The organism is Candidatus Accumulibacter sp. ACC012 (assembly GCF_907163155.1).
Lineage (GTDB): Bacteria > Pseudomonadota > Gammaproteobacteria > Burkholderiales > Rhodocyclaceae > Accumulibacter > Accumulibacter delftensis.
Genome location: NZ_CAJQUC010000005.1, coordinates 128,169 through 143,753 on the forward strand (window position 1 = coordinate 128,169; position 15,585 = coordinate 143,753).

20 protein-coding genes and 1 pseudogene are annotated in these 15,585 nt (G+C 62.1%); 4 read left to right on the forward strand and 17 right to left on the reverse strand.

Features of this window, described 5'->3' with window-relative positions; genetic code table 11:
* Positions 1-55: 55 nt before the first annotated feature.
* From QZ648_RS08155 to QZ648_RS08205, 11 genes are all read right to left on the reverse strand, one after another.
* Positions 56-517 (reverse strand): PIN domain-containing protein, encoded by a 462-nt coding sequence (locus tag QZ648_RS08155; protein ID WP_366144086.1) that lies wholly within the window; start codon positions 515-517, stop codon positions 56-58.
* Positions 498-1,577: an XRE family transcriptional regulator gene (locus QZ648_RS08160; RefSeq protein ID WP_291996694.1), complete on the reverse strand. Its 1,080-nt coding sequence runs from the start codon at positions 1,575-1,577 to the stop codon at positions 498-500. Before QZ648_RS08160 ends, QZ648_RS08155 begins: the two co-directional genes overlap by 20 nt.
* Positions 1,578-1,985: 408 nt before the next feature.
* Positions 1,986-2,156 (reverse strand): hypothetical protein, encoded by a 171-nt coding sequence (locus tag QZ648_RS08165; protein WP_291996661.1) that lies wholly within the window; start codon positions 2,154-2,156, stop codon positions 1,986-1,988.
* 53 nt (positions 2,157-2,209) lie between these two features.
* Positions 2,210-2,548 (reverse strand): hypothetical protein, encoded by a 339-nt coding sequence (locus QZ648_RS08170; protein ID WP_291996662.1) that lies wholly within the window; start codon positions 2,546-2,548, stop codon positions 2,210-2,212.
* Complete coding sequence (locus tag QZ648_RS08175; RefSeq protein WP_291996663.1) at positions 2,545-3,186, reverse strand: phage tail tube protein; 642 nt, start codon at positions 3,184-3,186, stop codon at positions 2,545-2,547. The genes QZ648_RS08170 and QZ648_RS08175 overlap by 4 nt, the downstream gene beginning before the upstream one ends.
* Positions 3,187-3,249: 63 nt before the next feature.
* Positions 3,250-3,612: a DUF3168 domain-containing protein gene (locus QZ648_RS08180; RefSeq protein ID WP_291996664.1), complete on the reverse strand. Its 363-nt coding sequence runs from the start codon at positions 3,610-3,612 to the stop codon at positions 3,250-3,252.
* A complete protein-coding gene (locus QZ648_RS08185) occupies positions 3,612-3,746 on the reverse strand; it encodes a hypothetical protein (RefSeq protein WP_291996665.1) in 135 nt (44 codons plus the stop codon). Before QZ648_RS08185 ends, QZ648_RS08180 begins: the two co-directional genes overlap by 1 nt.
* The gene (locus tag QZ648_RS08190; RefSeq protein WP_291996666.1) at positions 3,722-4,063 is read right to left on the reverse strand and encodes a phage head closure protein; all 342 of its coding nucleotides are present in this window, start codon (positions 4,061-4,063) and stop codon (positions 3,722-3,724) included. The genes QZ648_RS08185 and QZ648_RS08190 overlap by 25 nt, the downstream gene beginning before the upstream one ends.
* Positions 4,060-4,683 carry a head-tail connector protein gene (locus tag QZ648_RS08195; protein WP_291996667.1) on the reverse strand — a complete coding sequence of 208 codons (624 nt, stop codon included), beginning with the start codon at positions 4,681-4,683 and terminating at the stop codon, positions 4,060-4,062. Before QZ648_RS08195 ends, QZ648_RS08190 begins: the two co-directional genes overlap by 4 nt.
* A gap of 3 nt (positions 4,684-4,686) precedes the next feature.
* Positions 4,687-5,133: a hypothetical protein gene (locus tag QZ648_RS08200; protein ID WP_291996668.1), complete on the reverse strand. Its 447-nt coding sequence runs from the start codon at positions 5,131-5,133 to the stop codon at positions 4,687-4,689.
* A gap of 35 nt (positions 5,134-5,168) precedes the next feature.
* The gene (locus tag QZ648_RS08205; protein WP_291996669.1) at positions 5,169-6,470 is read right to left on the reverse strand and encodes a phage major capsid protein; all 1,302 of its coding nucleotides are present in this window, start codon (positions 6,468-6,470) and stop codon (positions 5,169-5,171) included.
* A gap of 418 nt (positions 6,471-6,888) precedes the next feature.
* On the opposite strand from QZ648_RS08205, the gene QZ648_RS08210 reads away from it, so the two are divergent.
* A complete protein-coding gene (locus QZ648_RS08210; RefSeq protein WP_291996670.1) occupies positions 6,889-7,476 on the forward strand; it encodes a CHRD domain-containing protein in 588 nt (195 codons plus the stop codon).
* A gap of 233 nt (positions 7,477-7,709) precedes the next feature.
* On the opposite strand, the gene QZ648_RS08215 is transcribed toward QZ648_RS08210, so the two are convergent.
* Together QZ648_RS08215 and QZ648_RS08220 are read right to left on the reverse strand one after the other, a co-directional pair.
* Complete coding sequence (locus QZ648_RS08215; protein WP_291996671.1) at positions 7,710-8,255, reverse strand: S49 family peptidase; 546 nt, start codon at positions 8,253-8,255, stop codon at positions 7,710-7,712.
* A 35-nt stretch (positions 8,256-8,290) separates the two neighbouring features.
* On the reverse strand, positions 8,291-9,658 hold the full coding sequence (locus QZ648_RS08220; protein WP_291996672.1) for a terminase large subunit: 1,368 nt from the start codon (positions 9,656-9,658) through the stop codon (positions 8,291-8,293).
* A 92-nt stretch (positions 9,659-9,750) separates the two neighbouring features.
* Here QZ648_RS08220 and QZ648_RS08225 point away from each other — a divergent pair, with 92 nt between their 5' ends.
* Positions 9,751-10,029 (forward strand): DUF1778 domain-containing protein, encoded by a 279-nt coding sequence (locus QZ648_RS08225; RefSeq protein WP_291996673.1) that lies wholly within the window; start codon positions 9,751-9,753, stop codon positions 10,027-10,029.
* On the forward strand, positions 10,026-10,520 hold the full coding sequence (locus QZ648_RS08230; RefSeq protein WP_291996674.1) for a GNAT family N-acetyltransferase: 495 nt from the start codon (positions 10,026-10,028) through the stop codon (positions 10,518-10,520). Before QZ648_RS08225 ends, QZ648_RS08230 begins: the two co-directional genes overlap by 4 nt.
* 5 nt (positions 10,521-10,525) lie before the next feature.
* Here the strand turns inward: QZ648_RS08230 and QZ648_RS08235 are convergent, their stop codons facing one another.
* A complete protein-coding gene (locus tag QZ648_RS08235; protein ID WP_291996675.1) occupies positions 10,526-10,864 on the reverse strand; it encodes a P27 family phage terminase small subunit in 339 nt (112 codons plus the stop codon).
* 470 nt (positions 10,865-11,334) lie between these two features.
* Between QZ648_RS08235 and QZ648_RS08240 the strand changes: the two genes are divergently transcribed.
* A complete protein-coding gene (locus tag QZ648_RS08240; protein ID WP_291996676.1) occupies positions 11,335-11,607 on the forward strand; it encodes an HU family DNA-binding protein in 273 nt (90 codons plus the stop codon).
* Here QZ648_RS08240 and QZ648_RS08245 read toward each other — a convergent pair.
* The 3 genes and pseudogenes from QZ648_RS08245 to QZ648_RS08255 all read right to left on the reverse strand — a co-directional run.
* Positions 11,542-11,769: pseudogene (locus QZ648_RS08245) on the reverse strand (hypothetical protein); the annotation flags it as partial. The gene QZ648_RS08240 and the pseudogene QZ648_RS08245 sit on opposite strands and share 66 nt — an antisense overlap.
* A 15-nt stretch (positions 11,770-11,784) precedes the next feature.
* Entirely contained in the window at positions 11,785-12,222 is a 438-nt protein-coding gene (locus QZ648_RS08250; RefSeq protein WP_291996677.1) for a DNA-directed RNA polymerase subunit alpha C-terminal domain-containing protein, read from the reverse strand.
* A gap of 94 nt (positions 12,223-12,316) precedes the next feature.
* A complete protein-coding gene (locus QZ648_RS08255) occupies positions 12,317-15,313 on the reverse strand; it encodes an HsdR family type I site-specific deoxyribonuclease (RefSeq protein WP_291996678.1) in 2,997 nt (998 codons plus the stop codon).
* Between the last annotated feature and the right edge of the window lie 272 nt (positions 15,314-15,585).

Here is a 15,585-nt window from a genome sequence, read left to right on the forward strand (position 1 = left end):
GTCAGTGGCTCAGCGGGGGTGAAACACCGTTTGGTGAATACTGCCAAGAATCCGCTCAGCGTCCACCCACGGTAGTCGGCGTTTGCTTTCTTTCATCCTTGCCAGTGCAGCAAGCTGCTTGATCGACGTTCAGCAATTGGTTCTCAACCATCGTTCGCAGGATCCAGACGGTGCCCATAACGGGAATATCCTCATCCTTCGCGGCCTGTTTGAGCATCTGATCACCCGTCAGTAGCGGGCAGCCCTCTTGCTTGGCGAGCGCCAAGGCAAGGTAGTCGTTTGCACTTGGGTCGGTTCCGCACTTCGCAGGCAAGCCCTCTGCGTAAGCCACATACTCGCCAGAGACCTCCAGGACTCGCAGGCCTTGCTCTTTCAGGCCGGGCGTTCCTGGTTCGATTTCTTCCCAGTACAGGATGTCCGGTATCGCGAACTGCATCGGACGCCGGAAGAGCTTGTCCATCAACTCCCCCGCTTCCATGTCGATCAGGATATTGGCATCACTGATGAGCAGCAGCATCAACTGACTCCAGCTGACGCTCCTTGTGAAAGCGCATCATTGGGATGCCAAGCAGTTCAGCCGCCTTGGATTCAGACACGTATTGTTCGCCCAAGGCACGATAAACCAGCTGCTCAAACAGTCGGGGATGCTCGCGCTGGACCGGATCACCGGGCTCGGCTTTCCGCCAGCCTTTCGAAGAAAAGCGTCTCCACATCGCCAGATGGACCGCATTGGTGATCACGCCGCATTGCTTCGCCCGCTGCAGCCACCCGGCCATGCTCAATCCGAATTCATGCTTCAGAGCGTAGAGTTCTTGCCACTCCAAGCCTCGGCGAGACTGGCCCAAAAGCTGCACGGCCGCCGCCTTCGGCGCAAGGAAAGCGCCGGCAAATCGGTCGCAGGCCTTTTCTTCGTCGATTTGAGCGTCCAGGCGACCGGAAAGAAGCAAGTGACCAAGTTCGTGTGCCAGCGTGAATCGTTGCCGATCGCCAGGCCAGCGCGAGGAAACGGCAACGACCGGATACATGTGCCCGTTGAGCGTGCGCGCCATGGCAGTCAGGCCGGAGAACCCTGAGTTCTCCTCGTCGACGACGATCACTAGTAGCCCACGCGTCTCCAGGGTATCAGTCAAGTCACCGATGGGATTGAGCCCGAGTTTCCAAGCGTCGCGAACCTGATCCGCCAGACCCTCGAGTTGATCAAGTCCGGTGACGCGCTCGGGCAGCGCGATATGTGAGTCGAAGCGCAAGAGCGGCGATTCCGGGAAGAACCCCAGCAACTCGACGCGTTTCTCGATCCGATCCAGTACCTTTATTTTTAGCGCTTCCTGCGCGGCTTTGCCAAACGTCGCGAGCTTGCGAAATTCAGGCTCAAGCAGTTCGACTTTGTGCGTGCGGAAGAAGTACTCAACGCGGATGCCACAAGCACGAGCCAGCTTGAGAAGTTGCGACGACGGCGGCGTCATCGTCCCCTTTTCGTACTTTTGAATGGCTGTGTGCGTTACGCCAACCTTGTCTCCCAGGGCGCCCAGGGTGAGTCCTGCGGCCAGACGAGCCTGCCGAATTCGGTCCCCGATCATGACGCCTCCTTGGTTGGCTTGAGGGTGGCTACCGCGTTTGAGCGATAGCCAAGTTACCGTGTAGGCTACACTCCCCATGGTTTAAAATACACAAAAATGTACGAAAATTTTAAACCAAACCGTAGATGCCCGCACCACGCCACGGTGCGCCCAGTGAGATTATTGCTCGATGTCGTTTGGTGTAGAACAGGCCGCTGACCACCGCCGCCAGCGGAGGTGCTCCGCGATCCAGAGCAGTGGAGACGGCGCCGAAAAAAACGGACAAACGGACGACGACGTGGAAGGGAGACGGCCCGACTCGATTCAATCTAGCAGCCTGTCGGACTACCCGTCGGCAATGCCGAGGTCGCGCTCGATGTTCGCCAGCTTGGCGATGATGTCGATGGTCAGCGTGGCGAGGGCCATGGTTCAGTCGTTCCCTTGAGCGTTCTGGTGGTCGCGAATGGCAACCAGCTGGGTGATGAGGGCTTCGGGGTCGGAGATACCGAGGAGATCAATCACGATCGGCAGCGCGGACCAATCGATGCCGCCCATCAGGTTCCAGGCCTGGACGGCGGTGGCGATTGGCAGCGGGGTCATCTGATGGCCTGGCTGAAGTTGCGCCGGAAGATCGCGCGCCGCCAGCCAGGCGCTCAGTTTTTTAGTGCGTCCTCGATCTTCAGGACGTGCGCCTCAAAACCCTTGACGACCGCGTCGGCGATGCCGGCGAAGAGGTCGGGGCGGTCCGACAGCCACTCGGCACAGGCCTCCGCGTCGAAGGGCAGCGGATGCGGGTCGCCGCCGGGGATCAGGTCGCCCTCGGTGACGTTCTCCCAGCCGATGACCAGCGAGAGGATGCCGCGCGCGGCGGAGTCTCCCCGGATCTTCTCCTCGCGTTCGAGCGGGGTTGGGCGCAGGACCGTGAACACGAAGCCCCCGGCTTCGACACGCAGTTCGCGCGCCTTGCGGATCTTTGCGGAGAGGGCGCTCATGAGGCGTAGTAGCTCGGCGTGCCGGACAGGGTGATGACCGTCGGCGTGGTGACCAGTGCCTGCGCCTGGCCCCCCGGCAGGAGCTGGCCGGCGGGGTAGCCGTTAAAGCACATGATCGGACCGCCGGCACCGAAGGTGAATTTGACGGCGCGCTTGGTCTGTGTGTCCGAGGCGGCCTTGATCGCCAGCAGACCGGCGTCGCTGATGTCCCAGACGTTGGTGAAGGTGTACACACCGGCCGTCGGGGTGCCCGGGATCTGCGTCTGCTGGGCGGCGTGAATGGTCGTCGTCGGGATGAAATCAAACTCGCCACCGGACGGACTGACCTCGGTCGCCGTGGTGACGCTGACCCCGAAGGTGATCTTCTGCGCGCTGCCGCTGGTGAAGGTATCGAACAGCGTGGTATCGATGCCTTCGAGGGTGAAGCCGGCCCCGGGGGCCGCCTTGACCCGGGCGACCCGGTCGTTCAGTTGCCACATGTCCTCGACGGCGAGCAGCACGAATTCGCCATTGGCGAGGGTGTTGGTCGCGGAGACGACACCTTCCGCGGCCTTGGTGACGGCGGTAATCGTGATCGCGGCGCCCAGCGCCGACTGCAGGGCGACGGCGACGTTCGACCACTTGCGGGGATTGGACATGGTATTTGCCTCCGAAAAAGAAAAACCCGCCAATCGGCGGGCGGGTGATGAAGGGGGGAAGGCTCAGAACACGTGCCACCAGTCGACCTCGACGGTGGCGGACTTAAGGTCGCTCTCCGGGTCGATGCCGCTCGACCGATCGGCGACGCTGACGCCAGCGACGGCCAGGGCGTTGGCGACTTCGTCCGCCACAGCGTCAGCCGCGGTGCGCGTGGGCGCCCAGGCGCTGACCTGAAAACGGACTTCCTCGGCGATCGGCTGGCCGTCATGAATGGTGCTGACCGGGGTGGTGCCAGCCCGCTGGTAGACGACCGCCGGCAGGGGATTGCCCTCTGGAATGGCGTCCGGGGTGATCCGGGTATCGACCAGCGTGGCCAGCGCGGTGCTGGCCGACAGGGCGGCATGCAGTTCGGTTTCGGCAGACATTACTCACTCCCCGTGTTGAGCCGGTTGATCTCGGCGGTGGCCGAGACGATGAACGCTTCGGCGACCTGTGGCAGCTTGCGGCTGGCGGGGCGCAGAAACGGGCGCGCGGTCAGCTTGCGCGTGCCGAACTCCAAAAACCGCCAGTAATACGGATCGTTCGGATTGTTGGCGCCGGCCGCGCCAAGGCGTTTCTGTCGATGCGCTGCTCGCGCACCACACCCGCCCGCCACCGGATCCGAAAACGCACGTCGGCGGCGTAGCGGGTTTGCTGGGCGGCGAAAAACTCGCGTCCCTTGAGCGGCCAGGCCTCGGCCCAGAGCGCATGGTCGGCGGTGTCGGTGACGACGTCGCTCCAGCTCACGACTTCCTCACCGATGGCATTGCGGGTAACGCTTTTGGCCTGCAGCCGGATGCGCTGCTTGGCCTGGCCGGGATTGAAGGTCGCGGTCATACCAGCACCACCCTGTACGGGTCGAGCAGGCCGTCGATGAACGACAAGGACTCGATCTTGCCGCTCGTCAGCAGGGCGACTTCCTCGCGGTGCGCATAGAGACTGCCCACGCGCAGCTTGATCCAGCTCTTGATTCCCGCGGGGACACTGGCGGCATCGCCGTAGCCCGCAGCGAAGACAAGTGTTACGGCTCCGATCTGCGGCAAGGAAACGGGCCAGGCACTGCCGAACACCGGGGTCACGCGCGCCGGCTCGCAAGCCGTATCGACGGTGTAGTCCGCTCGCGGCATGGTTTGCGTGGTGCCGGACATGTCCAGGTATCGGATGGCGAACACCGACTGAACCGGGCATTTCGGCAGCAGGATCGCGTGCCCCGGCAGCGAGAACGGCAGTCCCGCAGGAACGCCCATCAGGCTCGGACCGGGGAAACTGTCGAGCACCAGTTTCCAGCGCGCGGTGACGAACTGACGGCCGGTGAGCGTCTCTGCGGCTTGCCGTGCCGCAGAGATCAGCGAAGCAATCAGCGCATCGTCGTCGGCAGACTCCACCCGCAGGTGGCGCTTCGCCTCGGCGAGCGACACCGGTTCCTCCGCGGCCGGGGTGATGAGTTGCAGGGGCATGGCTCAGATCGCCTGGACCACCGCGGCCTGGTTGAAGACCTCCGCCGTGGCGTAGCGCGGATGCACACCGATGAGCTTGCCGGCGACGATGCTGGCGGCGACCTCGACGGTCAGCGACAGACGCAGGAAGGCGAAGCCGTTGTTGCTGTCGAGGTTCTCGGGCCTCAGGTTGATCAGCACCTGCTTGTTGTCACCGCTGGCCTTGACGATCTGCCGGATCGCTTTGCCGCTGACGTCCTTGGCGCCGGTTCCGGTGGCGTCCCGTGCCTGCTGGATCTTGGCGTCCACGGTCGCCGCAGCGCCGAGGACGCCGGTTTCGACCAGCGCCAGAAACGCATGGAAATTGGCGACCGACACCCAGGCGGTGGTGACCGTGCCGGCCGCCTGGCTGGCCGGGTCGATGGTGGCGAGAATCGACAGCGTTTCGCTGCCCTTGAGGTTGGGGTACATGGATGTCTCCTGCGGGAAAATGGTTCGTGCCTCGCTCAGCGCGCGGCGAGCTGGATGTAGGGCGAGAGCGCGTTGGCTCCCTTGGCCGGGGCGATCGGGTTCTGGATCTTCGATTGGCCGTCCATGCGGAAGGTGGTGCGAAAGGCGGTCAGGTCGGCGTCGAAGTAGAGGTGCATCGAGGTCGCGGTCTGCATGCCGCCGGCCTTGGTGATGGTCTGGTAGTACGAGAGATCGACCAGCAGCACGTCGCCCTGCGACGAGAAGGTGTTGGCGTGTTGGGAGACGAACACCGGGCGACCGAGGAGCGTGCCGTAGGGCGAGAGCTGGATGCCGCCGACCGACTGGCCGACCGGCAGGTAGATCGGGTAGTTGCCGAGCGTCAGGGTGAAGAGTGCGGGCAGGACGTCGTTGTTCACGATCCAGACGGCGTTGGTGAACGAGCCCGGCGGTAGGCGGGCGATCATCTTGGCGAGGTTCTGGGTCAGCAGGGTTTGCGTCGCCTGACCGGATTCCTTGGCCACCGTGACGATGGCACCGCCGTTCATGCAGCCGAGCGGGATGCCGTTGCCGGCGCCGAAGAGGATCGACTCGTTGGCTTTCCAGGGAATCGACACCGCGACCTTCTCCGGCAGGTAGCTGGTCAGCGCGTTGTCGTCGTCGAGCAACTCGTCGGTGGTAGGAACCAGGGCCATCAGTTTCTTCAGGCGCAAGGTCGCCAGGCCCAGCACCGGCTTGGTGGGAACGCCCGAGGCCGCTTCGCCCTGCCAGTAGGCGCGAATGCCGTTGGTGCCCCAAGGCGTCGTCTCGTCCTTCGGGAAAGCCATGCTGTTGCCGCTGATCTCGACGTTGTCGGTGAGCGGCAGGAGCGAGTCCTCGCCGAGCGAGAGCCTGAAGATCTCCTGCGAGAACTGCGGCGGGACCAGAAAACCGCCGTCCTGGCCGACGGCCTCGTTGCCGTAGTTGCTCGGTGCGGCGGCGCCGATACCGCCAAGCAGCAGGCGCGCGTCGATCGACTGACCGGGCTTGTCGGCCTGGTACACCGCCTGCATAAATTCGCCGACCGATCCGAAGCCGCGCCGGGGATCGGCTTCGCGGTTGTCGGTGACGATCGGACCGATGACGTGGTCGACACCGATGCGTGCTTCGTCGGCGATCAGGGCGGCTTCGCGGTCGATCGCTGCAGAGGCGGCGTCGATCCTGGCGCGCAGGGCGTCGAAGGCGGTCACTTCGTCGTCGGTGAGGTCGCGGTTCTCCGAAGCAGCGAGGTCGGTCAGACCGCGGGCCTCTTTGACCAGGGTGCTCTTGCGAGCCTGAAACTCGCGCAGTTGCTTGCTCATGTGGTTCTCCAAAAGCAAAAACCCGCGTGAGGCGGGTTCGAGGGGCGTAAAAAAACCGCCCGGGGGCGGCTTGGGTGGGGACGAGCGGCGGGTGGTTTTAGAACGGGGTGAGGGGCAACGGAGCATCGTCGGGAAATGTGTCAGTAGTGGTCAAGGGGATTGTCGTGGGCGCAGCGCATGAAACGAGCGGCGTAGCAACACCTTCCGGAAGGACTTCCAGTGCGAAATCCTGTCGGCAATTTTTACAGCACCCAAAACATGGGTATCCCCAAATCCTGCTAATCGATTGACTTCATGCCATATTTATTTTCCGGCACGATCCATGCTTTCTACTGGCTACCGTCGGTTATCTGGCGATTGTCCTTAACCGCCGCATTCCTTACTCAGGCTGCTGCCAACGAACAACAGGAGGCATTTTATGAAACATCCGCTATGTGTTCTCATGCTGGCTGGGGTGATGCTTGCCGGTGCTCCGCTGGCGCACGCGACGATCATCACCTACCAGGCCGCTTTGGATGGAGCGAGCGAGGCCCCCCCAAATGCTTCGCCAGGAACTGGATTTGCGTCGGTCATTACGGACGATGTTGCCAAAACCATGGCGGTGCACATCACGTTTTCCGGTTTGATCGGGACGACAACCGCTTCGCACATTCATTGCTGTACGGCAGCTCCCGGGACGGCCGGTGTGGCCACGACCGTTCCAAACTTCTTTGGTTTTCCACTGGGAGTCACGTCCGGAGTCTATGACGTGCTTCTCGACATGACCCTGGCTTCTTCGTACAGCCCGGGTTTCATCACGGCTCATGGCGGGACGACGGCGGGAGCAGAAGCGGCGTTATTCGCCGGGATCTCCCTTGGTGAGGCGTATGTCAACATTCATACAACTTCCCACCCAGGTGGTGAGATCCGCGGCTTCCTCACACAGGTTCCTGAGCCCGCCAGTCTTGCCCTAATTGGCCTTGGGCTAGCCGGACTCGGCTTCAGCCGCCGCCGTAAGACGGCATAGTCGCAACAACTACAGTGCAGACCAGACCCCGCTTCGCCGGGGTTTTTCTTTTGTGGATACGAATTCAGGCGGATGCCGATGGCCAATATGTTCAGCAGATTCCGTGGATATTTCTGAACGGCTTCCACAACCGGCGACTGGCCGCGCCTGTCCGAACTGAAACAACAGTTCCGCCAAAAAATGCGGTCACGCGCGCGACCGCACCACGCGACATCAATCAGAGCTTTCCATTATCACAGGATCTCGATTGCCCGTTGCGCGTACGCGAGCCGACTTGCGTTCGGCCTCACGATGGCCTTCACATTCCGTCGCATCTTCCTGACGACATCGTCGAATGTGGCCACGCCATCGATCATGCCTTGTGCCTGCGCAGCGTCGCCGCCGAGCACACGACCCTGACCCATGCCCTCGCGCACCTGCGCAATTGGCACCCCACGACCGCGCGACACCGCCTTGGTGAAACTGGCGTAGTAATCATCCACCCGCGACTGCATGAAGCCCTGTGCCTCCTCGTCGAGCGGCACATACGGATTCCCCTCGACCTTGTACTTGCCGGCCGCGATCAGCGTCGGCTTGACGCCTTTGGTGACAAACGCCTGCGAGTAATCGAAGTGCGCCTGCCAGACGCCGATCGAGCCGACCTCGCCGCCCGGCGTGACGTAGAACTCCGATGCCGAGCAGCCAATCCAGTAGGCCGCACTCGCTGCCAGGCTGTTGGCAATCGCCACGACCGGTTTCTGCGCCCGGGCACTGACGATCTCGTCGGCGAGTTCGGACACCCCATAGACACTGCCACCCGGACTGTCGATGTCGATCAGGATCTGGCTGACCGAATCATCGGCCAGCGCCTGGCGCAGAGCAGAGGCGAACTGCTGCGTGCTGACGCTACCCGGCCCGGCGTCACCGTCAGCCGCCCGCTGCCCATCCAGCCGGGGTACTTGCTGTTGCCGGTGGCGTGTACCGTATCCTCGGGCAGGTAGTAGCGCCCGAACACCGCAAAGCCGCCGTCAATTTCCGCATGCGCGAAGACCAGCAGCAGGGCCGCGATGTCGGTCTTGCTGGCCAGATCGAGGCCAATCCAGCACGGCTGTCCCGCATAGGACTCGATGTCGAGCCCTTGGTCGGCGCAGCGATCCCAGGAACGCATGTCCATCCATGGGGTGTCCGCGTTGACCCACTCATTGAGATGCTTGGTCTTGAAGTTGTTCACCGCGCTCGGCATCTGCATCGCCTTGGCCTGCAGCGGCGCCAGCACTTCCGGGCGCACCGAGATGCCCCAGTTCGGATTGGCCTTGATCAGCGACTCTTCGAGCGTCCAGTCGTCGCCGTCGTCGAGCCCGTACACGATGCCGAACTGGCTGTCGTCCGCGAGCACGCCGTCGAGCAGGCGGGTGACGAAGGTGCGGATCTCGTAGCAAATGCCTGACCGGTTGCTGCCGGCGGTGGTGATCACCCACAAGAGCGAGTTGTCGCGCTTGCCGGTGCCGGTCTCGACCACGTCGTAGACGGTCCGGGTCTTGTGCGCGTGCAGCTCGTCGATGCAGCCGAAGTGGATGTTCAGCCCGTCGAGGGTCGAGCCTTCCGCGGAGAGCGCCTCGAACTTCGAGCCCCTGGCCAGCACGTGCAGGTTGTGTGCGCCGACGCCCACCCCGAAGCGGGACCGAAACCCGGCCGACTGGCGGGCCATGGTCTGCGCGTCGCCGAACACGATGCGCGCCTGGTCGCGAGTGGTCGCCAGCGAATACAGCTCCGCGCCACCTTCACCATCGGCGGCCAGCATGTACAGGGCCAGGGCGGAGGAAAGTGTCGATTTCGCATTGCCGCGCGGCACTTCGATATAGGCGCGGCGAAAGCGCCGCTTGCCATCGGGTTTCACCCAGCCGAAGACGGTGGTCAGGATGAACACCTGCCAGGGCTCCAGCCGGATCGGCTGTCCTGCCAGCGGTCCCTTGACGTGCGGCAGGCGCTCGATGAAGGCCCACAGCTTGTCGGCAGGCCGGAAACTGCGGCCCAGCTTGTCGGTCAGCGTTGGGTTGAAGCGGTAGGGACTGTCCCTGCCCGTGAAGCGCGCGAGATCGTCGAGTTGCCGCTGGCAGGCCTCGCGCACCCACTTGCCGGTGAGAACCCTGCCGGTGACGACGGCCTTGGCGTAGTGGCGGGCGGTGGTGGTGTAGGAACTCAAGCGTCAGTCTCGAGCTTCGTCGTGTATTGACAACAGATACACGCCGCCATAGGATAAGTGTGTCTGTTGTGTATGCATCAAAGGAGAAACTCATGCGTGACGCCGCCATCAACCTGCGAGCACTTCCCGAGCAGCGGGATCTGATTGATCACGCCGCACAGTTGCTCGGCAAGAACCGTTCGGACTTCATGCTCGAAGCCGCCTGCGACAAGGCGCAGGCGGTGGTGATCGATCAGGTTTTTTTCAGTCTCGACGCCGACAAGTTCCGGCAGTTCACCGCCATGCTCGACGCGCCGCCAGCCGCCAATCCTGGACTTGAGCGCCTGATGGCGGTCAAGGCGCCCTGGGAAGCAGGCGCCAGCAAGGCATGAACCTGCAACTCGGCGCGCCGCAGCCGCTGTCGGTCGCCCATCGTCTGGATGACTTTGCGTGCGGCGAGGCCGTACTCGACGAGTGGCTCAAGCGGCGGGCCATGGCCAACCAGCTGAGCGGGGCGAGCCGCAGCTTTGTGGTGGCCGATCAGGAGCACCGCATCTACGGCTACTACGCCATGGCCGCAGGAGCTGTCGCGCATCAGATGGCCACGAGTTCAGTGCGCCGCAATATGCCGGACCCCGTGCCGGTGATGGTGCTGGCCCGGCTCGCCGTCGATCGTCGCGCGCGGGGGATCAAGCTGGGCGCTTCCTTGCTGCAGGACGCCGTCAAGCGGGCAGTGATCGTTTCGCAGAACGCCGGGGTCAGAGCCCTACTGGTGCATGCGCTCCATGACCAGGCCAGGGAGTTCTATGGGCACTACGGATTTCAGGTCTCGCCAGCGCATCCGATGACGCTGATGCTGCGCTTGAGTAGCGTCGTTTCCTGAGCGCATCAGCCGGCAATCTCCGACCAGGGATCCGACTCGGTCGTCGATTCAGCGGGGAGCGAGATGCGTGAGCGGGCCGCCGGGGTGAATCCCATCTCGGCCTCGTAACCCTTCATCTTCAACGCCAGATCCCGGATCACGTCCATCAGGGGCGAGCGCCGCAGGATGCCGCTGGGGGTCTTGATGATCATCCCAGGGACGCCGGCCTTGTTGATCTTGGAGAGTGCATCGCGGTACAGCCCCGAGCAGTTCGCCCAGCGCTCCAGCACTGCGCCATCGAGCGCCGACAGCAAACCGGGTGGTGAATTGGCTAGCGCGTAGTTCCACGCTTCCTTGAAGGGCACGGTCGAGGGCAGTAGCTAGACGGGATTCGATCTGGTGGATCTGCGGACATATGTTCGTCGACCCTTCCTATCACAGCCTTCGGACCGGGGGCGCTGACAGCTACGAGGCTATCGTGGGTCTGGCGCTACTGGCATCTACGCGCGTACTCGTGGTCTGGTCCCAGAATGGTCTCCGTTCCGACGAGGTCCGAGCGTAGTTGCTGGTAGCAAGCGAGCGCAACAAAAAGATTGCTGCCTACATCGTGCCGGGCGCCCCCGCCTTACCTTTCGATGGTATCCCCGTGATGCGCGACCATCAGTCATTGCGGTCTTTCTTGCTGGTATGGTGAACCCCGGCGAAGTATGGTGAACCCCAGCGAATAAGGATGGATCGTGCGCGTGGAGCCATGATCTGAACCGATTATTCGACGAGCCCGGTCCATGACCGCAGAGCGGGCCGCCTACAAATACGGACCAAGTAGAATGCCGGAATGATCCGTTGCCAACTCATCGCCCGGCTTGCCGCTCGCTTGCCGCAACTCAGCGCCAAAGATGCCGAGCTCGTCGTCAAAGCGATTCTTGAAGGACTGAGCAACACATTGGCAAGCGGCAAGCGAAACCGGCGACGCGCTATTGGTCCATTCACGGCGATGACCGGCATGAAACAGGCACACACTGGCAAGCCGGATATGAGCAGGTCATGCTGTACCATGAGTTCTGGCCTGGGTTATGCGCTGAACACTGAACACAGGGGGAGAAGATGAACGAAGAACAAATTGCCGCCGTCGCAGTTTCGACCAGCGCGGTTTTACCTGTTTTCCCTTCACCGCCATCGCCAACGCTCTCTTCTATCCGACCAGCACCACCAGCCTCTTGCCGCGCGTGATCCCCGTGTAGGTGAGGTTGCGCTTGCCCATCAGGTAGTGATTTCCCGAGAAAATTCAGGTGACTTTGATAGACCGGAGGGATTCATGAATCCGTCGAATTCCTTCTTTGCCCAGTAGCGGTATCTTGTTCAGATAATCGACATTGCAGTTCATCAAGTCGCCAACCGTCTGGATATCCACACTGGTCAAGGCGTGCAGCGTGATGGTGGAAAGCTTTGTCAGCCTATGGATAGGGCTGTCTCGTGTTACCGAATCATCATCCACATCCAGACGCTCAAGAAATGCCTCGGCAAATTCACATAAAGTGGCTATCGGCACAAGGCGCTTCCCCGGTGTTTGTAGCGACGCGTACAACTCTGGATCAAGTCGGCTACAAACCGAATGCACGAGTTGGTAGCAGCGACTTTTTGATACGCCGAATTGTCGCGCGACTGCCGCGGCCGGTGATCCTGAAAGCACCGTTTGCACAATCGCACGATTTCGACTCCGCATTTCAGTTCTCATTAAGGGCGGTTGGTTCACTTGATTCTACAATTCGAAATGAGTAGCCATCCAGGACGTGACTGTATTTCCACTGCGCCTCCCATCAGTAGTACTGTCGGATGTAGCTGTAGGCCTTCTCAAACAGTTCCTCATCGGCATGCAGCTTGTACTTGAATAGCGACTTGCGTAGCGCCTTCTTGATTTCCCGCTCGCCGGATAGGGTGTCCTGCCAGCCGGGGAAGCGCACCAGGCGAACGATTTCGTCGATGTCGGCGACCACCCGCTCGACGACGATCGGCGTGTTGGCGGTCCTGACCTCGTTGAACAGTTCGCTGAGCGCCGCCTTGCCGCGATCGACGTCTCCCTCGGGCGGTGTCTCCTTTTCGGCCTGCAACACCTCCCTGGCGATCTGAAGGAGCTGCTTGAGGAATTCGACACTGTTCAGCACGCCGGACTCGAAGCGATCACGCAGGGCATCCAGACGTTCCGACAGCGCCTTGAATTTAGGGTTGCCGAGATGCTTGCGCAGGCGCCGGGCGACCTTGATCTCGATTTCCTTGGCTTTCCTGGGGTCCGGGTTGGAGAGCACCGCTTCCAGCAGGTCGGCATCGAGAACCAGGGTGTCAAGATCATCGCGCACGGCATCGACATGCACGTTCTGGTGGATCAGCTCGATGGTCTTGGCGCCGAGGGCGTGCCAGATCAGCCGGCCGTGACCGCTGGAAGGCTGCACCGACTGATACACCTGCGACAGCCACTTGTAGTCCGTCTCGTATTGGCCCAGGAGAGTGTCAGGCGAAATCGCTTCCCACAGCCTGCCCAGTACGCTGTACTCGGCGGCGAAGTTGTCGCGCGCCGCGTTGTTGGGCAGACATTGCTGCGCAGCAATCAGGCCCTCGTAGCCTTCGATGGTGCGATCGACGCCGGCAAAGAAGGCCAGACACTTCTGCATGGCCTCCGGTAGCCGATCCTTGAGTTCCTGGATGTTCGACACCACCGCAGCCATGCTCTTGTCGTCGAACTCCAGCGCCTTCGCCACATCGTCGAAAATGCCAAGATAATCGATGATCAGACCGTGGGTCTTTTGCTCGGAGTAGGTGCGATTGACTCGGCAGATTGCCTGCAACAGCGTGTGGTCGCGTAGCGGCTTGTCGAGATACATGGCCTGCAGGATCGGCGCATCGAAGCCGGTGAGCAGCTTGGATGTGACGATCAGCAGTTGCAGCGGGTCCCTGGCGTCACGGAAGCGGTCGAGCAGCCGTTCCTCTTCGTCACGGCTATGCGCAAAGGCCCTGCGCTCGGGCTCGTTGGCATTGACCGTCATGACCACTGCCGAAGCCTCTGGCGGCAACAGCCTGTCGAGTTCGGCCTTGTAGAGTAGGCAGGACTCACGGTCGATGGTGACGATCTGGCCCTTGAAGCCGTTCGGCTCGACCTTGCTCTGGAAGTGCTGAACGATGTCCTCGCACACCCGCCGGATGCGCTCCGGCGTTTTGACGAGGACGGCCATCTTGGCGGCCGTCTTGCCGAGACTGTCGCGATCGAGGTCCGAGAGGCCGCCGGTCATTTCCCTGAAGGCGGTGTCGATGGAGGCCTTGTCGATATGCAGTTCCAGCAAGCGCGGTTCGAAGTGAAGCTTGAGCGTCGCCCCATCGCGGATCGAGGCCTCGAAGCCGTAGCGACTGAGGTAGCCCTTGTCATCCTCATCGGCGCCGAAAGCATAGAAAGTGTTGCGGTCGAGGCGATTAATCGGTGTTCCGGTCAGGCCGAAGAGGAAGGCATTGGGCAGGGCATCACGCATCTTGCGCCCGAGGTCGCCTTCCTGCGTGCGGTGCGCTTCATCGACCAGGGCAATGATGTTGTGCCGTTGGTTCAGGACGCCGTCGGCCTCGCCGAACTTGAAGATCGTGGTGATGATGATCTTGCGCACATCCTGCGCCAGCAGTTGCTGCAGCCTGTCCCGCGTCTCGGCCTTTTCGAGGTTGGGGATGTCGGCGCCGGTAAACGTGCCGGTAATCTGGGTATCGAGGTCGACGCGATCGACGACGATGATGACCGTTGGGTTGCGCAGCGCCGGGTGCAGGCGCAGCTTCTGCGCCGCGAAGACCATCAGCAGCGACTTGCCGGACCCCTGAAAATGCCAGATCAGGCCCTTCTTTGGCGTGCCCGCCAGTACCCGTTCGACGATCTTGTTCGCCGCCTCGTATTGCTGGTAACGGCAGATCACTTTGGAGCGGCGCTTCTTCTTGTCGGTGGCGAACAGCGTGAAACTCGCCAGGATGTCGAGCACCACATGCGGGCGCAGCATGCTCTCGACCGCGCGCTGCACGGTTTTCAGCTTGCTGCCGTCGCTCGCTGCTGTCGGGGTTGCGGGCGACTCCAGATGCCACGGCCCCCAATCCTTGACCGGCAGGCCGAGCGAACCGTAGTGAAACTCCTTGCCCTCGGTGGCCACCGAAAAAACGTTGCAGACGAAGAGCTCCGGCACGAACCTCTCGTAGTCGTCATGCACCTGCACCGCGCCATCGACCCAGGTGACCGCTGCCCGTGTTGGCGTCTTGGCCTCGATCAGCACCAGCGGGAAGCCATTGACCAACAGCACCAGGTCGGCCCGTCGCTCGGCGCTGCCGGCACGGTAGGTGAACTGCTGGGTGACGACATAGTGGTTCTCGTCGAGCGCGTTCGCCAGGCCGTCGAAGTCGATCAGCCGCACCGGCACATGCTCGTTGTTCTGGCCGAAGGGCATCGAACGCTCGCCGCGCAACCAGGCCGTGAATTCCTCGTTGGCGCGAATCAAGCCATCGGAGCGCACCGAAAGGATGATCGCGCGTAGCTTGTAGAGCACCTGGTCGGCCAGTTCCGGATCGGCGGTAATTTCCGGGTTGAGGCGAATCAGCGCTTCGCGCACCCAGGGTTCGACCAGTACTTCCTGGGTCTGGCGGGGAACGTCGGCGGCGGCGATGCGGTGCCAACCGAGGCCTCCACGGCTGCGGCCATAGGTGGTTTCGGGTTGCTGAAAGGTGTGGGGCGGAATGCGCTTGGCCGGCCCGGCGAGGAGGTCGTGGAGGTAGGCTTCGACGGTGTTGGCTTCTGTAAACATATCGCCCCTCACATTGCAGTATTCAAGAATGTACGGAGCAAGCTGCTCGCCGATACCAAGCGTCCAGTCGCGGCACGTATCGCGGCGGCGAGCGCCTCTGCTGTTGTCGCAACATATTCCTGTTTCCCTCTTGGCAGGCTGGGCACCCGCAAGGCCCTAAGCTCTTTCAAAGTGATTTCTCTAAGGTCTTCACCCTTCCAGCCTGTAGCGAATCTAAGGATCTCTTTCCGTACTCTGGGGCTTCGAAGTGCCCAGTAAACGTATTCAGAGGA